The 17225-nt window shown below is 67.0% G+C and carries 16 protein-coding genes; 12 read left to right on the forward strand and 4 right to left on the reverse strand.

The genetic code is table 11. The features are described 5' to 3' along the window. Positions 1-22 precede the first annotated feature (22 nt). The 8 genes from ABIC16_RS18270 to ABIC16_RS18305 all read left to right on the forward strand — a co-directional run bounded on the left by ABIC16_RS18270 (position 23) and on the right by ABIC16_RS18305 (position 9085). The gene (locus ABIC16_RS18270) at positions 23-1222 is read left to right on the forward strand and encodes a bifunctional alpha/beta hydrolase/OsmC family protein (protein ID WP_354292150.1); all 1200 of its coding nucleotides are present in this window, start codon (positions 23-25) and stop codon (positions 1220-1222) included. Between the two features lie 59 nt (positions 1223-1281). Next, entirely contained in the window at positions 1282-2460 is a 1179-nt protein-coding gene (locus ABIC16_RS18275; RefSeq protein ID WP_354292151.1) for a BaiN/RdsA family NAD(P)/FAD-dependent oxidoreductase, read from the forward strand. Positions 2461-2612: 152 nt separating this feature from the next. Beyond that, entirely contained in the window at positions 2613-3011 is a 399-nt protein-coding gene (locus ABIC16_RS18280) for an endonuclease domain-containing protein (protein ID WP_354292152.1), read from the forward strand. 246 nt (positions 3012-3257) lie between these two features. Next, on the forward strand, positions 3258-4991 hold the full coding sequence (locus ABIC16_RS18285) for a DEAD/DEAH box helicase (protein ID WP_354292153.1): 1734 nt from the start codon (positions 3258-3260) through the stop codon (positions 4989-4991). A gap of 215 nt (positions 4992-5206) precedes the next feature. Further along, positions 5207-6505, forward strand: coding sequence for a 3-methyl-2-oxobutanoate dehydrogenase (2-methylpropanoyl-transferring) subunit alpha (locus tag ABIC16_RS18290; RefSeq protein WP_354292154.1), 1299 nt, complete (start codon positions 5207-5209; stop codon positions 6503-6505). Beyond that, positions 6490-6654 (forward strand): hypothetical protein, encoded by a 165-nt coding sequence (locus ABIC16_RS18295; RefSeq protein WP_354292155.1) that lies wholly within the window; start codon positions 6490-6492, stop codon positions 6652-6654. Before ABIC16_RS18290 ends, ABIC16_RS18295 begins: the two co-directional genes overlap by 16 nt. A gap of 14 nt (positions 6655-6668) precedes the next feature. After that, on the forward strand, positions 6669-7676 hold the full coding sequence (locus tag ABIC16_RS18300; RefSeq protein WP_354292382.1) for an alpha-ketoacid dehydrogenase subunit beta: 1008 nt from the start codon (positions 6669-6671) through the stop codon (positions 7674-7676). Next, a complete protein-coding gene (locus ABIC16_RS18305; RefSeq protein WP_354292156.1) occupies positions 7676-9085 on the forward strand; it encodes a dihydrolipoamide acetyltransferase family protein in 1410 nt (469 codons plus the stop codon). The genes ABIC16_RS18300 and ABIC16_RS18305 overlap by 1 nt, the downstream gene beginning before the upstream one ends. Positions 9086-9146: 61 nt before the next feature. Here ABIC16_RS18305 and ABIC16_RS18310 read toward each other — a convergent pair whose 3' ends face one another. Beyond that, complete coding sequence (locus ABIC16_RS18310) at positions 9147-9686, reverse strand: c-type cytochrome (RefSeq protein WP_502958330.1); 540 nt, start codon at positions 9684-9686, stop codon at positions 9147-9149. A 62-nt stretch (positions 9687-9748) separates the two neighbouring features. Here ABIC16_RS18310 and ABIC16_RS18315 point away from each other — a divergent pair, with 62 nt between their 5' ends. Both ABIC16_RS18315 and ABIC16_RS18320 read left to right on the forward strand, forming a co-directional pair. Next, the gene (locus ABIC16_RS18315; protein ID WP_354292157.1) at positions 9749-11179 is read left to right on the forward strand and encodes an amidohydrolase; all 1431 of its coding nucleotides are present in this window, start codon (positions 9749-9751) and stop codon (positions 11177-11179) included. Next, complete coding sequence (locus ABIC16_RS18320; RefSeq protein ID WP_354292158.1) at positions 11176-12474, forward strand: amidohydrolase family protein; 1299 nt, start codon at positions 11176-11178, stop codon at positions 12472-12474. Before ABIC16_RS18315 ends, ABIC16_RS18320 begins: the two co-directional genes overlap by 4 nt. Positions 12475-12620: 146 nt before the next feature. Here the strand turns inward: ABIC16_RS18320 and ABIC16_RS18325 are convergent, their stop codons facing one another. Next, positions 12621-13409: a crotonase/enoyl-CoA hydratase family protein gene (locus ABIC16_RS18325; RefSeq protein WP_354292159.1), complete on the reverse strand. Its 789-nt coding sequence runs from the start codon at positions 13407-13409 to the stop codon at positions 12621-12623. Positions 13410-13420: 11 nt separating this feature from the next. Further along, the gene (locus ABIC16_RS18330; protein ID WP_354292160.1) at positions 13421-14956 is read right to left on the reverse strand and encodes an acyl-CoA synthetase; all 1536 of its coding nucleotides are present in this window, start codon (positions 14954-14956) and stop codon (positions 13421-13423) included. A 193-nt stretch (positions 14957-15149) separates the two neighbouring features. On the opposite strand from ABIC16_RS18330, the gene ABIC16_RS18335 reads away from it, so the two are divergent. Next, positions 15150-15587 (forward strand): PaaI family thioesterase, encoded by a 438-nt coding sequence (locus ABIC16_RS18335; RefSeq protein WP_277971391.1) that lies wholly within the window; start codon positions 15150-15152, stop codon positions 15585-15587. After that, complete coding sequence (locus ABIC16_RS18340; RefSeq protein ID WP_277971385.1) at positions 15587-15964, forward strand: PaaI family thioesterase; 378 nt, start codon at positions 15587-15589, stop codon at positions 15962-15964. The genes ABIC16_RS18335 and ABIC16_RS18340 overlap by 1 nt, the downstream gene beginning before the upstream one ends. 2 nt (positions 15965-15966) lie before the next feature. On the opposite strand, the gene ABIC16_RS18345 is transcribed toward ABIC16_RS18340, so the two are convergent. Continuing rightward, positions 15967-17211 (reverse strand): PQQ-dependent sugar dehydrogenase, encoded by a 1245-nt coding sequence (locus ABIC16_RS18345; RefSeq protein ID WP_354292161.1) that lies wholly within the window; start codon positions 17209-17211, stop codon positions 15967-15969. Between the last annotated feature and the right edge of the window lie 14 nt (positions 17212-17225).

Below are 17225 nucleotides of genomic sequence, written 5' to 3' on the forward strand. Positions count from 1 at the left end.
GCGATCTGAGACGGAGATGGTAATGAAGCGCGATGTGACCTTCCCCAATGCGCAGGGGCATCAGCTCGCGGGCGCGCTGGATCTACCGCCGGGGCGGATTCGTGCGGTTGCGCTGTTCGCGCATTGCTTCACCTGCACCGCGCAAAGCCATGCCGCGCGTCGCGTCAGCCTCGCGCTCGCCGAACAAGGGATCGCGACCTTGCGGTTCGATTTCACCGGGCTCGGCGCAAGCGAAGGCGCGTTCGCCGATAGCCACTTCAGCGCGAACGTCGACGATCTGGTTGCCGCCGCCGAGTTCCTGTCGGGCGACGTCGGCGCGCCCGCGATCCTGATTGGCCATTCGCTCGGCGGTGCGGCGGTGATCGCGGCGGCGGAACGGATCGAGTCGGCGCGCGCAGTCGTGACGATCGCCGCGCCATTCGATCCGCGCCATGTGCTCCATCTCATCAAGGGTGCGGACGATCTGGAGGACGAACCGCGCGACGTGTCGATCGGCGGCCGCCCGTTCCGGATCGGGCGCGCGTTCCTCGCCTCGGTCGAGGGGCAGGATCAGGCCGACCGGCTCGCGCGGCTCAAGCGCGCTCTGCTGGTGCTGCATTCGGCAACCGACGCGACCGTCTCGGTCGAGAATGCGCGCGCGATCTTCGAGGCGGCGAAGCATCCCAAGAGCTTCGTTGCGCTCGACGGTGCGGACCATCTGCTGACCGATGCCGACCAGGCCAGCTATGTCGCGCAGATCATCGCCGCCTGGGTCCAGCCGTTCCTCGGCGCGGCGATGCCGGTCGACGCGGTGCCCGAGGGGCATGTCCGCGTCAGCTCGACCGAAGCGAAATTCGTGCAGATCGTCGAATCGGCGGGGCACAGCCTACTTGCGGACGAGCCGGTCGCGAACGGCGGAAGCGATCTCGGGCCGACGCCCTATGATCTGCTTCTCGCCGCGCTTGGGAGTTGCACCGCGATGACGCTGCGGCTGGTCGCGGAGCGTGAGGGCATTCCGCTGGAGGGGGTCGAAGTGACGCTGCACCACGGGCGTCGCCACGCCGACGATTGCGCTGCTGCGGCAGGGAAATGCGCGCAAATTGAGGTGATAGAGCGGATGGTGACACTGGAGGGCGATCTCACCCCCGCGCAGCGCGAGCGGATGCTGGAGATCGCGGACAAATGCCCGGTGCACCGCACGCTCACGGGGGATTTGCGAATCGAGACTCGGCTGGCGGACTAGCATCCGTACGCCACCACGAAATGGTTCTGTTTGTCCCGGCATCGCTCTAAGGCGAGCGGATGACCTCCAATTCCTATGACGCGATCATCCTCGGTGCCGGTGCTGCCGGCCTCATGACCGCTGCCGTCGCGGGCCAGCGCGGGCGGCGCGTGCTGCTGATCGACCATGCCGACCAGATCGGAAAAAAGATCCTGATCTCGGGCGGCGGGCGGTGCAATTTCACCAACGTGAACACCGCCGCCGATCGCTACATCTCCGCCAACAAGCATTTCGCCAAGTCCGCGCTGGGGCGCTACACCGCCGCCGACTTCATCGCGCTGGTCGACCGCTACGGGATCGCGTGGCACGAAAAGACGCTCGGGCAATTGTTCTGCGATGGCTCGGCCAAGCAGATCGTCGCGATGCTCCAAGATGAATGCGATGCGGGGGGAGTCGAGATTGCGCTCGGCGGCGCGGTGCGCGATGTCGAGCATGCCGATGGCCAGTATCGCGTCAGCTTCGGCCAGCGCACCGTCACCGCGCCCGCGCTGGTGATCGCGACCGGCGGGCCATCGATCCCGCAAATGGGTGCGACCGGCTTCGCCTATGATCTTGGTCGCCGCTTCGGGATGAAGATCGTCGAGCCGCGCCCTGCATTGGTGCCGTTCACGCTGGGCGGCGAGGAGACGCTGTTCCGCTCGCTCTCCGGGGTCGCCGCAGAGGTGGTCGCCAAGGTCGGCAAGACGCACTTCCGCGAGGCGGCACTGTTCACGCACAAGGGGTTGAGCGGACCGGCGATCCTGCAGGTGTCGTCTTACTGGCGGCACGGCGATCCGGTCGGGATCGATTTCCTGCCTGCGCTCAAACCCGGCTGGCTGGTTGCGGCGAAACATGCACGACCGCGGGTGTCGCTTGCGTCGGCCTTGTCGAATCACTTGCCCGGGCGGCTGGCCGAGACGCTGGCGGACCGGCTCGGCATCGAGGGCGAGATGGGCGCGTCGACCGACAAGGCGATCGATGCGGCGGCGCGACAGCTCGCCGACTGGCGCTTCACGCCCAACGGGACGGAAGGGTTCGCCAAGGCGGAAGTCACCGCGGGCGGGATTTCGACCGCCGAACTGTCATCGCAGACGATGGAGTCCCGCAAGGTGCCGGGGCTGTACGCGATCGGCGAAGCGGTGGACGTGACCGGATGGTTGGGCGGGTATAACTTCCAATGGGCCTGGGCGAGCGGCTGGGCCGCGGGGATTGCACTTTAAGCAACGGGCACCCGCCGCCTCGGGCCGACCCACCTCCGACCCCTCCCTTCCAGGGAGGGGAGGTGCGCGCGGCGGTTGTCCTGCTCCCCTCCCTGCAAGGGAGGGGCTGGGGGTGGGTTGCTATCCGTATTTCCCACCGCCAGTCTCGCAGAATGCCGCGCGTCCCGCCCCTGATGACAGGGCGCGCCCGCGACTTGCGAACCAACGCCACCGAGGCGGAGCGGCTGATCTGGCTTCGCTTGCGGTCCTACCGCCCGAGATTCACCCGGCAATTGGTAGTAGGCCGCTACATCCTCGATCTCGCCTGTCGCAGCGTTCGACTGGCAATTGAGTTCGACGGCAGCCAGCCCATCGAGTCGGCCCATGACGCCGAACGCACCGAATTCCTCGAGAACCTTGGCTGGTCGGTCCTTCGCTTCTGGAATTCGGACGTCATCACGAATCCCGAAGGTGTCGCCGAAGCGATTCTGATCGCGGTTGGCGACCGCCTCGGGCCAACCCACCCCCAACCCCTCCCTTCCAGGGAGGGGAGGAAGAAGGAGTCGACCTGACTCCCTGTCCTTCCGGCGAGGGGAGCAAGAAGGCGCCAACCTGACTCCCCTCCCTGGAAGAGAGGGGCCGGGGGTGGGTCGCTCGCCGTATCGCGGCATGCCCTCCAATATAAACCGCCCGCCGCATCACACCGCCCCACAGACCCGCAAAAAACCCCTTTTCCACACCCCCCGTGCATTTTGCCCACACCCGTGCTAGGGAGCCGCTCTGGCGCGCGCCTCCGCCGCCCCCATATTCGGAATACCATGCCCTTTACACACCTCCCCACGCTTCTTGCCGAAGCGCTCTCCGCCCGTGGCTATGCCGCACCCACCCCGGTCCAGGCGTCGGTCATCGAGCCGCAGGCCGAGGGCCGCGATCTGATCGTTTCCGCGCAGACCGGGTCGGGCAAGACCGTCGCGTTCGGCCTTGCGATCGCACCCCAGTTGCTCACCGAAGACGAAGGCCGCCTGCCGCCTCCGCGCGCGCCGCTCGCCCTCGCGATCGCGCCGACCCGCGAACTCGCGCTCCAGGTCAGCCGCGAGCTCGAATGGCTCTACGCCAAGGCCGGCGCGCGCATCTCGACCTGCGTCGGCGGCATGGACGCCAGCCGTGAGCGTCGCTCGCTCAGCCACGGCGCGCATATCGTCGTCGGCACGCCGGGCCGCCTGCGCGATCACATCGAGCGCGGCGCGCTCGACCTGTCCAACATCAAGGCGGTCATCCTCGACGAAGCCGATGAGATGCTCGACATGGGCTTCCGCGAGGATCTCGAGCTGATCCTCGACGCGTCGCCCGAGGGACGGCGCACGCTGCTCTTCTCGGCGACGATGCCCAAGTCGATCGTCGCGCTGGCAAAGCGCTACCAGAAGGATGCGCTGCGCATCTCGACCGTCGGCGAGGACCGTGGTCATGGCGACATCAGCTATCAGGCGGTCACCGTCGCCCCCGCGGATATCGAGAACGCGGTCGTCAACTTGCTCCGCCTCCACGAAGCCGAGACCGCGATCCTGTTCTGCGCGACGCGCGACAATGTCCGCCATCTCCACGCCGGGCTGATCGAGCGCGGGTTCGCCGCGGTCGCTTTGTCGGGCGAGCATAGCCAGAACGAGCGCAACAGTGCGATGCAGGCGCTCCGCGACAAGCGCGCACGCGTCTGCGTCGCGACCGACGTCGCCGCGCGCGGGCTCGATCTGCCGTCGCTCAGCCTCGTCGTCCATGTCGAGCTGCCGCGCGATGCCGAGACGCTCCAGCATCGCTCGGGTCGTACCGGTCGTGCGGGCAAGAAGGGCACCGCGATCCTGATCGTGCCGTATCAGCGCAAGCGCCGCGTCGAGATGATGCTGCGCGGCGCGCGGATCGCGGTCGAATGGATGAATGCGCCGACCGTCGACGACATCCGTCAGGCCGACAAGTCGCGCCTGATGACGATGCTGATGGAAGACGTCGAGATCGACGAGGACGATCGCGCATTGGGTGCGCAGCTGCTCGAGAAGAAGACCCCCGAGGAGATCGCCGCGGCGCTCGTCCGCAGCTATCGCGCGCGGATGCCCGCGCCCGAGGAGATGATCGAAGCAAGCGGTTCGGGTGCCGGTGGCGCGTCGCGGGAAGCGGGCAAGGAGCATCATCGCGACGGGTTCGACGACGTCGTCTGGTTCCGCATGGACATCGGCCGTCGCCAGAACGCCGATCCGCGCTGGATCCTGCCACTGATCTGCCGTCGCGGGCACATCACCAAGAACGAGGTCGGTGCGATTCGCATCGCCGCGAACGAGACGATGTTCCAGGTGCCGAGCGCGATCGCGAGCAAGTTCATGTCCGCGGTCAAGCGCACCGAAGGCCAGGAAGCCGAAGGCGCGGTCCAGATCGAGGCGGTCCAGGGCGGCCCCGAACAGGCCGAGCGCGCGCCGCGTCGCGCGAATGGGCCTGCGCCGGTGCGTCACGCCCCGCGCCCGACGCTGCGTCCCGCCGGTGGCGCGCCCCGCCGTCCGCGCTCGTAAGCTCGACATGGCATAAGGCCGCTCCCCCGGCGAAAGCCGGGGGATAACGACGGCAAACACGGCGCGCGGCATCGTCAACCGCTCAAACCACCGTGGAATTTACACCAGGACTCGCACACCCCCTCGCCAAGCGCCGCGAAATTTTATAACAACGCCGCGCATAGAACGAATCTGCCCACCAGCCGTTGGTCGGGAAGGCTTCGCTTGGAGAGAATATGGCGCGCGACCCGGTCCCGGCCCATCTGAAGAAGAACCTGCCGCCGTTATCGCTCTACGTGCCCGAACCCAAGTTCCGGCCCGGCGACACGGTCGATTTCACGCAGGTCCCGATCCCCGCCGCCGGCGAAACCCGCCGCCCCGAGATCACCGACGATGCGCAGAGCTTCACCGATCTGGCGTATCAGCTCGTCCGCGTGCTCGACGAGGAAAATCAGGCGGTCGGCCCGTGGAACCCCCGCCTCACGCCCGATATGTTGCGCGCGATGCTGCGCAGCATGGCGCAGGTCCGCGCGTTCGACGAGCGTATGTTCCGCGCGCAGCGGCAGGGCAAGACGAGCTTCTACATGAAGTGCACCGGCGAGGAAGCGGTCGCAGTCGCGGCGGCCTATGCGCTGGATTATGAGGACATGTGCTTCCCGTCCTATCGTCAGCAGGGCCTGCTCATCGCGCGCAACTGGTCGATGGTCGACATGATGAACCAGATCTATTCGAACAGCGCGGATCGGTTGCAGGGCAAGCAGTTGCCGATCATGTATTCGGTCAAAGAAGCCGGGTTCTTCTCGATCTCGGGCAACCTCACAACGCAATACCCCCAAGCGGTCGGCTGGGCGATGGCGAGCGCCGCCAAGGGCGACACGCGGATCGCGGCGACGTGGTGCGGCGAGGGCTCGACCGCCGAGGGCGACTTCCACTCGGCCTGCACGTTCGCGAGCGTCTACCGCGCGCCGGTGATCTTCAACGTCGTCAACAACCAGTGGGCAATCTCGTCCTTCTCGGGCTTCGCGGGTGCGGAATCGACGACCTTCGCGGCGCGTGCGGTCGGCTACGGCATCGCCGGACTGCGCGTCGACGGCAATGATGCGCTCGCAGTCTATGCTGCGACTGCCTGGGCGGCGGAGCGCGCGCGGACCAACCAGGGGCCAACGCTGATCGAGCATTTCACTTACCGCGCCGAAGGCCATTCGACCTCGGACGATCCGGGCCAGTACCGCTCGGCGGGCGAGCCGACCGCATGGCCGCTCGGAGACCCGATCGCGCGTCTGAAGGCGCATCTGATTGCGCTCGGCGAATGGGACGAGGAGCGTCACGCCGCGCAGGACAAGGAGTTGGCCGAGATGGTCAAGGCCGCGCAGAAGCAGGCCGAAGCGAACGGCGTCCTCGGCCACGGCCTCCACCAGCCGCTCGATACGCTGTTCGACGGCGTGTTCGAGGAAATGCCGTGGCATTTGCAGGAACAGCAGGCGCAAATGATCGCCGAGGAAACCGCCAGCGGCCGCCCATGGGCGCGCAAGTGATGGGTGCCCGGCCAAACGGCGCAGCCAACACGTCCTTCTTCTTCCTTCGCGTCTTAGCGCCTTTGCGTGATCAAGATTTTCTCACGCAAAGCCGCAAAGCCGCAAAGAAGGTTTTTAAAGCCGCAGTCGCGGCGGGTGCAGCAGCATGACCGATTCGACCCGCATGAACATGATCCAGGCGATCAATTCCGCCATGGACGTGATGATGGACCGCGACCCCGACATCGTCGTGATGGGCGAGGACGTCGGCTATTTCGGCGGCGTGTTCCGCGCGACCGCCGGGCTCCAGAGCAAATACGGCAAGACCCGCGTGTTCGATACGCCGATCACCGAATGCGGCATCATCGGCGTCGCGGTCGGCATGGGCGCCTACGGATTGCGCCCGGTCCCCGAGATCCAGTTCGCCGACTATATCTACCCCGCGCTCGACCAATTGGTCAGCGAGGCAGCACGGTTGCGCTATCGGTCGGCGGGGGAATTCACCGCGCCGATCACGGTGCGCTCGCCGTTCGGCGGCGGCATCTTCGGCGGGCAGACGCACAGCCAGAGCCCCGAGGGAATCTTCACCCACATCTCGGGCGTGAAGACGGTGATCCCCTCGACCCCCTATGACGCCAAGGGCCTGCTGATCGCGGCGATCGAGGACAATGATCCGACGATCTTCTTCGAACCCAAGCGGATCTACAATGGCCCGTTCGATGGCCATTGGGACCGCCCGACGCAAAACTGGTCGCAGCATCCCGCGGGCGAGGTGCCGACCGGCTATTACAAGATCGAACTCGGCAAGGCGAAGGTCGTGCGGCCCGGGGAAGCGCTGACGATCCTCGCCTACGGCACGATGGTCCACGTCGCGCTCGCGGTGATCGCCGAAGCGGGCGTCGACGCAGAGGTGATCGACCTGCGCACGCTGGTGCCGCTCGACATCGCGACGATTGAGGTGTCGGTCCAGAAAACCGGCCGCTGCATGATCATCCACGAGGCGACACGGACCAGCGGGTTCGGCGCGGAACTGTCGGCGCAGGTGCAGGAGCGGTGCTTCTATCATCTGGAAGCACCGATCGAGCGCGTCACCGGGTTCGACACGCCATACCCCCACAGCCTTGAATGGGCGTATTTCCCGGGTCCGGTCCGGATCGGCGAGGCGCTCAAGAAGATTATGAAGGACGCATAATGGCACGCTTTACCTTCAAGCTCCCCGACATCGGCGAAGGCATTTCGGAGGCGGAGATCGTCGCCTGGCACGTAAAGGTCGGCGAGCGCGTCGAGGAGGACCAGCAGGTCGCCGACATGATGACCGACAAGGCGACGGTCGAGATGGAATCGCCGGTTTCTGGCGTGGTGGTCGAACTCGCGGGCGAAGTCGGCGACCAGGTTTCGATCGGCGCGGCACTGGTGGTTATCGAGATGGATGGCGACGTGTCGGCGGAGGAAGCGCCTGCATTGCGCTCGGACGAGCCTGCGGAGCTGAAGGTCGCCCCGGCGAGCGCGGAGCAGGTCGAGGTCGCGCAGCAATATGAGGCGGAGAATCCGGGCGTGGATGTCGCGGCTTCTTCTCCCTCTCCCCCCCGGGGAGCATCAGGTCGGTCATCCCCCCGGGATGACCTGAACCGTGCGGGGCACGGTTCACCTGATGCTGGCCGGGGAGAGGGGGGCGCATCAACGAGCGTCCCGCTCGCAAACCCAGTACAGCCCCTCTCACCTGAAGGGGAGAGGGAGAAGAAGAGCGTCCTCGCCTCCCCCGCCGTCCGCGCGCGTGCGGCGGATCTCGGCGTCGACCTCTCCCAGATCAAGGCCGAGGGCGACCGCATCCGCCACAGCGATCTCGACGCGTTCCTCCGCTACGGCGGCGCACAGGGCTACCAGGCCCCGCACGCTTCCAACGCCCGCGCGGACGAGGCGATCAAGGTCATCGGCATGCGCCGCCGCATCGCCGAGAACATGGCCGCGTCGAAGCGCGCGATCCCGCACTTCACCTATGTCGACGAGATCGACGTCACCGCATTGGAAGCGATGCGCGCGGACCTCAACGCCAACCGCGGCGGGCGGCCCAAGCTGACGCTGCTCCCGCTGCTGATCGTCGCGATCTGCAAGACGATCCCGGCGTTCCCGATGCTCAACGCGCGTTATGACGACGAAGCGGGCGTGGTGACACGGCACGGCAGCGTGCATCTGGGGATGGCGACGCAGACCGACGCGGGCCTCACCGTGCCTGTCATCCGCGACGCGCAGGACCGCAACGTGTGGCAGCTCGCAACCGAGATCGTCCGCCTCGCCGAGGCAGCGCGTGCGAACAAACTCGCCCCCAGCGAAATGGGCGGTGGCACGCTCACCGTCACGTCGCTCGGCCCGCTCGGCGGGATCGCGACGACGCCCGTCATCAACCGGCCCGAGGTCGCGATCATCGGCCCGAACAAGATCGTCGAACGGCCGATCTTTGTCGGCGACGAGATCGTCCGCGCCAAGCTGATGAACCTGTCGATAAGCTGCGATCACCGCGTCGTCGACGGCTGGGACGCCGCGAGCTTCGTCCAGGCGCTGCGCAAGTATCTGGAAACGCCGGTCCTGCTCTTCGCGAACTGAGGATCGGCGCGGGACGGATCGGGAGGCGGGGGGCGGGGGGGGCGGAGGGCGCCCCCCGCCTCTACCGCTTCGTCTGCAGATACGCGATCACATCGGCCCGATCGAGCGGATCGGCGAGCCCCGCGAACCCCATCGCCGTCCCTGGCGCAAAGCGCTGCGGATTGGCGAGCCACGCATCCATTCGCTCCGGCGTCCAGCGACCGCCCACCTTCTGCAACGCGGCGGTGTAGGCGAAGCGCTGGCTGTTCTGCGCGATCTCCGACCCCATCACGCCGAACAGGTTGGGGCCGCCGAAATCGGGCGCCCCGCGGCCGATCGAATGGCAGGCCGAACAGCGGGTAAAGAGCCGTGCGCCCGCAGCCGCACTGGCGACCCGGGAAAGCGCCGCCGGCGACGGGTTCGGCCCCGCGGCACGGCGACGCGCCTCCTTGTCGTCCGGCGAACAGGCGGTCAGCGTCAGCGCAGACGCGATCGCCAGAATGATCGATCTCGATCTCATGACGACCCCGTACAGGGTCTCGCGCGGCGCTACAAACCGGTTTGCTGCCGGACGCCGCAGTGCAGCAGGGAGCGTCTGCGCGTCGGGCAAGGCGGTTGACACCCTGCGGATCCTGCCGGATTACTTCACCAACACAGCGCAAAACGCGCAAAGGGGGTTGGGCAATGAAGCATATCGGATTGGCCACGGTGGCGCTCGCCGCCCTGGTAGCAGGCTGCGCGAGCGATGGCGGCGGACGTCCCGCGACCGCGTCCACCAAGGCCGACACCGGCAAGGGCCCCGGTGCGGGCAAGGCGTTCAGCCACGATCCGTTCCCCTCGACCTACAAGCGCTATCCCGGCACCCCCACGCTGGTGACGCATGTCACGATCTTCGACGGCGAAGGCGGCAAGATCGACGACGGTTCGGTGCTGTTCGCGGACGGCAAGATCGTCGCGCTCGGCCAGACCGTCGCCGCGCCTGCGGGCGCGACCGTGATCGACGGGACCGGCAAGACGCTGACCCCCGGCATCATCGACATCCACAGCCATCTCGGTGATTACCCGACCCCGTCGGTGCCCGCATTGTCCGACGGCAACGAAGCAACCGGGCCGGTCACCGCGGATGTCTGGGCCGAACACAGCGTCTGGCCGCAGGACCCCGGCTTCAGCCGCGCGCTGACCAACGGCGGGGTGACCACGCTGCAGATCCTCCCCGGCTCGGCGAACCTGATGGGTGGCCGCTCGGTCGTCCTCAAGAACGTCTATGCGCGCACCGAACAGGGGATGAAATTCCCCGGCGCGCCCTATGGCCTCAAGATGGCGTGCGGCGAGAACCCCAAGCGTGTCTATGGCAGCAAGGGCCGCGAGCCCTCGACCCGGATGGGCAATGTCGCGGTCGATCGCCAGACCTGGGCGAAGGCGGTCGAATACAAGCGCAAGTGGGACAAATACGAGAAGGACGGCGGGGAGGCCCCGGCGCGCGACATCGGGATGGACACGCTCGCGGGCGTGCTGTCGGGCGAGATCCTCGTCCAGAACCATTGCTACCGCGCGGACGAGATGGCCATCGTCATGGATATGGCGAAGGAGTTCGGCTACCACGTCAGCGCGTTCCACCACGCGGTCGAGGCGTATAAGATCGCCGACCTGTTGAAGCAGAACGACAACACCTGCGCCGCAGTCTGGGCCGACTGGTGGGGCTTCAAGATGGAATCCTATGACGCGATCGGCGAGAACCTCGCGCTGCTCCAGAAGAACGGCGCGTGCGCGATGATCCATTCCGATGACGAGAACGGGATCCAGCGGCTCAACCAGGAAGTCGCCAAGGCGCTCGCCTCCGGGCGGCGCGCGGGGATCCAGATTTCGGACGCGGTCGCGTGGCAATGGCTGACGATCAACCCGGCCAAGGCGCTCCACATCGATGACAAGACCGGCAGCCTCAAGCCCGGCAAGATGGCCGACGTCGTGCTGTGGAACGGCAATCCGTTCAGCGTCTATACGCGGCCCGAGAAGGTGTGGATCGACGGCGCGCTCCTTTACGATGCCAACGACCCCAAACGCCGACCGGTCTCCGATTTCGAACTTGGCCAGCCCGGCTCGGGAGACGTGAAGTGAAGCGCCTGCTCCTCCTCTCCGCCGCCCTGCTGGCAACCCCGGTCGCCGCGCAGACCGTCGCGATCACCAATGCGAAGCTCGTCATCGGCGACGGCTCAGCGCCGATCGAGGGCGGGACCGTGGTCGTGCGCGACGGGCGTATTGTCGCGGCAGGGCGAGGCGTCGCGGTTCCCGGCGGGGTCGAGACGGTCGATGTGGGCGGCCGCTGGGTCACGCCCGGAATCGTCGCAGGCTTTACGCGCATGGGGATCGTGGAAGTCGACGGCGTCGACGAGACCGCCGATGCGGGCGCGAAGACCAGCCCGTTCCACGCCGCGATCGACATCGCATCCGCGGTCAATTCGAGCACCAGTTCGATCCCGCTCAACCGCGCCGAAGGCGTCACGCGCGCGATCGTCGCGCCCGACACCGCCGGATCGATCTTCGCGGGAATGGGCGCAGTGATCGATCTTGGCGCAGACCGTTCGCCAGTGACTCGGCCCCGCGCGTTCCAGTTCATGGAATATGGCGTGGACGGCGGGCGCGCGGCGGGGGGCAGCCGCCCGGCGGCGATTGCGATGTTCCGCAACGCGCTCGCGCAGGCGAAGGATTTTGCGCGTGACCCCAATCACTACGCCGATCAGGGCAAGGAAGCGCTGCTGACACGCGCAGATGCCGAGGCTTTAGTGCCGGTCGCGAACGGCAAGATGCCGTTGCTCGTCCATGTCGAGCGCGCGTCGGACATGCTCGCGCTGATCGATCTGAAGCGCGATTTCCCCGCGGTGAAGATGGTCTTCGTCGGCGCGGCGGAGGGCTGGCTCGTGGCCCCACAACTCGTAGCGGCACGGATTCCGGTAATCGCCTCGGCGCTGACCGATTTGCCCAATTCTTTCGACCAGCTTGGTTCGACCCAGTCGAACGTCGGGCGGATGAAGGCGGCGGGCGTGCTGGTCGGGCTCGGGATGATCAACGACAATGAGGCGCGGCAGGCGCGGCTCGAAAAACAATATGCGGGCAATCTGGTCGCGCTGACCAAGCTGCCGGGCGCGACCGGGCTCGACTGGAACGCGGCGTTCGCGGCGATCACCTCGGTGCCGGCCGAGGCGATCGGGATGGGCGACGAGATCGGCTCGCTCAAGGCGGGGCGGCGCGGTGACGTCGTGGTGTGGGACGGTGATCCGCTGGAACTGGGGACCGGCGTTGCCGCGGTCTATATCGACGGCGTCAAACAGCCGCTGCGGACGCGGCAGGATGCGTTGCGCGATCGGTATATGGTGCCGCAGGAGGGCGCTTTGCCCAAGGCGTACGAGCGGTAGGGGATTGTGGTGAGGACCGGCCCCGCAACTGGCCGACCCACCCCCAACCCCTCCCTTCCAGGGAGGGGAGGAGAAACGACCACCCCCCGGCCCCTCCCTGGAAGGGAGGGGCCGGGGGGTGGGTCGCTCTCCGGATCGAGCCCCCCTCAATCCGCGTCGTGAAACACCGCGGGTCGTTTCTGGATATTCGCCGCGACCTGCTCCATCATCGCGGGCTTGCCGATCACCGCCATCTGCTCGGTCGTCTCCGCCTCCAGCAGTGACCGCGCATCCGCATCGAACGCCAAGTTGCACAACCGCTTCGCGCCGCGGATCGCATTGGGGCTCTTCGCCGCGATCAGATGCGCCAACTCCAGCGCCGCTGCATGCGGGGCATGCGCGACGCGGGTGACGAAGCCATGATGCAGCGCCTCGTCGGCATCGAACTCGCGCGACGTATAGACCAGTTCGCGCAGCACATCGTCGCGCACCAGCCCGCGCCAGATCGGGAAGCCCGCCATGTCGGGGACCAGCCCCCAATAGCTTTCGCGGATCGCGAAACGCGTCCCCGGCGCGGCGATCCTGATGTCCGCCCCGGACATGATCTGGAACCCGCCGCCGAACGCTACCCCGTGGACCGCGGCGATCACCGGCATCGGCAGATTGCGCCAGCCCCACGTAACGTGCTGCGGCAGGATGCTCCCCTGCGCGTTGCGATCGACCGTGCTCAGCCCCGATCCGCCCCCCGCCATGCTCGTCATGTCGAGCCCAGCGCAAAACGCCTTGCCCTCGCCCGACAGCACGACGCAGCGCACGTCCTTGCGGGTGTGGAGCGAATCGATCGCTTCGCCGATCCCTTCGAACATTGCGGGGTCGATCGCATTCATCTTGTCGGCGCGCGTCAACCGCACGTCGGCGACGTGATCGGTGACGGTGATCGAAACCCGGTCGTTCATGCTCTTCTCCATCAGACGATCCGGCTGCCCGTCTCGCCCCAATAGTGGTCGCGCAGCAGCCGTTTGTACAATTTGCCGGTCGCATGCCGCGGCAGCTCCGCAGTGAAATCGATCTGCCGCGGGGTCTTCACCCCCGACAGTTCGGCGCGACACCAGGCGATCAGCGCGGCGGCAAAGTCTGGCCCCGCCTCGGCCATGTCGACCGGCTGCACCACCGCAACGACACGCTCGCCCATTTCCGCATCGGGCGCGCCGATCACCGCGACATCGGCGACGCGCGGATGCGTGATCAGCCGGTTCTCGATCTCCTGCGGGTAGATGTTGACCCCGCCCGAGATGATCATGAAGCTCTTGCGGTCGGTCAGGTAGAGATAGCCGTCATCGTCGACCCGCCCGATATCGCCGAGCGTCGACCAGCCGAATGCGTTGCGCGCCTCGGCGGTCTTCTCGGGGTCGTTGTGATATTCAAACGCACCGCCGCCCTCGAAATAGATCAGCCCCTCGGTCCCCGGCGGCACCTCCGCGCCATCCTCGCCGCAGACATGGAGCACGCCATACGCCGCCTTGCCGACCGACCCGCGATGCGCAAGCCATTCGCTCGACGCGATCGTGGTCAGCCCATTCCCCTCGGACCCGGCATAATATTCGAACAGCACCGGCCCCCACCAGTCGATCATCGCTTCCTTCACGGGCACCGGGCACGGCGCCGCCGCATGGATCGCGACGGTCAGGCTCGACACGTCATATCGTGCACGGGTTTGTGCATCCAGCTTGAGCAACCGCACAAAATGGGTCGGCACCCATTGGCTTGCGGTAACATGGTAGCGCTCGATCGCGGCGAGTGCGGCCTCGGGTTCGAAATGCTCCATCATGACGACGGTACCGCCGAGGCGCTGGACCGTCATCGACCAGCGCAGCGGCGCGGCGTGATAGAGCGGCGCGGGGCTGAGGTAGATGCTGTCGGGGCCAAGCCCGTAGAGCCCGCGCGCGAGCATTTCGAGAACGGTGGTCGCTGCTATGTCGGGATCTTCGGGCAGCGCGACACGGACGCCCTTGGGGCGACCGGTCGTTCCCGACGAATAAAGCATATCGATCCCTGCCCGCTCGTCCGGGATCGGGTCAGCCGGCTGCTCCGCGACGGCGGCGTCCCAGTCCGCCCACCCCGGAATCGCACCGCCGACCGCGAAGCGCAGCACGTCGATCGGAACGTCCGCGACCGCCCCCGCCAGCGCAGCCGAGGCGACGACGAGCTTGGCCCCGGAATCCGCGACGATGTAGCGGACTTCGGGTGCGGTCAGCTTGGTCGAGATGCACACGAAAAACAGTCCGCTACGCTGGGCGCCCCAGGCAAGATCGTAGAATTGCGGGCTGTTCTCACACAGTAAAGCGATCGTGTCGCCGGGGTGGAGGCCATGCGCACGGAACAGGTGCGCGGCGCGGTTGGAGCGGTAATCGAGCGCGGCGAAGCTGATCGTCTCGCCGGTTTCGGCGACGATCAGCGCAGGTCTGCCCGGATCGCTCCGCGCATGGACGCATGGGTGCGACATTCGCCAGCCTCTCCCCTGTAGATTCGTTTTCTTTTGCAACCCGATGCTAGCGCGGGGTCGATCGCGCGGCAACGGGGGAGTTTGGGAAGGTTTTGAGGGAGCGCGCGGCTTGCCACACGCCGACATCGCCGCCCGGACGGGAATGGCGGATGCTGGGTTGCACCCCGCCCCCGTTTCGATACAGCGCAGCGCCATGTCGCCCGATCCCCTGCCCGCCTTCGATCCTGCTCGTTTCAGCCGTCTCGGCGTTGGCGGGCATGGTGGATTGCTGGGCCTCAGCTATCTTGCGCACGGTCCGGACTGGTGCGAGCTTCAGCTCCCGTATCGCGCGGATTTGATCGGCGATCCCGACAGCGGTGTGCTCGCCTCGGGTCCGATCCTGACGATGATGGACATGGCGACCAGCCTCGCGGTGTGGACTCGGCTCGGCAGCTTCCGCCCGCACGCCACGCTCGACCTGCGAATCGATTATCTCCGTCCGGCAACGCCTGGGAAGACGGTGATCGGCCACGGCGAATGCTATCGCATCACGCGCTCGATCTCGTTCGTGCGCGGCCAGGCGCACGACGGCGACCCGGACGATCCCCTCGCGCACGTCGCGGGCACCTTCATGTTCACGGACGCCGCCTGATGCTCCCGCCTTATGCCCAGACGCTCGGGATCGAAGTCGCCGCGGGCGACGACCCGATCCTCCTCACCATGCCGTTCGGTCAGGCGCTGACCGGGCGACCCGGCTGGCTCCACGGCGGCGCGATCGGCGGGTTGCTCGAGATGGCGGCGATCGTCGCCGTGCGGCAGGCGCTCGCGGAAGACGGCGGCGGACAGATCAAGCCGATCAACGTCACGGTCGATTACATGCGCGGCGGGCGCGACAAGCCGACGTTTGCGCGCGGCGTGGTAACGCGGCTCGGCGGGCGAGTCGCGAACGTCGAGGCCACCGCCTGGCAGGACGATCCCGCCAGGCCGATCGCCGCCGCGCGGATGAACTATCTCATCGCGCGCGGCTGATCTTACTTCTTCGCAAGCCGTACCAGCTTGCCGCTGTCCTCAAGTAGCCAGATCGCGCCGTCCGGTCCCTGCGCGACATCGCGCACGCGTTCGCCGATCTTATACTGGTTCTCGACCTTGGCGCTGTCCCCGGCGATCGAAACACGGATCAGCGACTCGCCGCCGAGCGCGCCGATCAACAGGTTGCCGCGGAACTCGGGGAACATAGCCCCGCTGTAGCGGATCATCCCGCCCGGCGAGATCGATGGGTTCCACCACAATTTGGGGGCTTCCAGGTCCGGGCGGCTGGGGTGATCCGGGATCGGCTTGCCCGAATAATTATCGCCGTTGGAGACGATCGGCCAGCCGTAATTCTTGCCCGGCAGGATCAGGTTGAGCTCATCGCCGCCCTTAGGCCCCATTTCGACTTCCCACATCCGCGCCGCATCGTCGAAGACGAGGCCGTAGGGATTACGATGCCCGCTGCTCCAGATCTGCGCGCGGACCCCGCCCGCGGCCGCCATCGGATTGCCGGGGGCCGCCTTGCCATCCAGCGTGAGGTGAAGGATCTTGCCGATCGCCTGATCGGGATCCTGTGCTGGAGTAAACCGCTGGCGCTCGCCCGACGAGAGATACAGCGACTGGCCGTCGGGTGCGAACAGGATGTTGGCGCCGAACTGCCCGCCAACCCCGTCCGATCCGGCGCGCCACAGCACCTGCAGATTGGTCAACGCAGTCCCGGTGTACAGGCCGCGTGCGAGCGCGAGGCTGCTGCCACCCGGACGTGGCTCCGAATAGCTGATGTAGACCAGTCGGCTCTTGGCGAAGTCGGGGGCGAGCGCGATGTCGAGCAGCCCGCCCTGATTATCGAACACCACCTTGGGCGCCCCGGTGATCTCGCTGATCGATCCATCGGCCTTGCGCAGCTTGATCTTGCCCGCCTTCTCGGTGATCAGCGCCGCGCCGTCCGGCAGTACGGCAATCGCGAACGGGTCCTCGAACTGCCCGAGCGTCTGCATCGCGAACGGCGGCGCGGTTTCGGTCGTGTTTGCGCGCCCGGTCGTCGCAGGCACGTTCTTGACGGTGGCGTCTGGCGCGTCGTCGGGCAGGCTGGTGACGGGGGGCGCGGCGTTGTCGGGCGCGGTAGCGGTAACCGGTGTGTCGGTCGTCGCCCCCGCGACCGGAGCGGCGGCATTCGACTCTTGCGCCTGCCCCGAACAGGCGGTGGCGGCGAGCAGCAGCGCGAGCGGCGCACGAGACAAGGACATCAGCTTTCTCCCAG

Origin of the sequence: Sphingomonas sp. PvP055, from assembly GCF_040546365.1 — a bacterium.
GTDB lineage: Bacteria > Pseudomonadota > Alphaproteobacteria > Sphingomonadales > Sphingomonadaceae > Sphingomonas > Sphingomonas echinoides_A.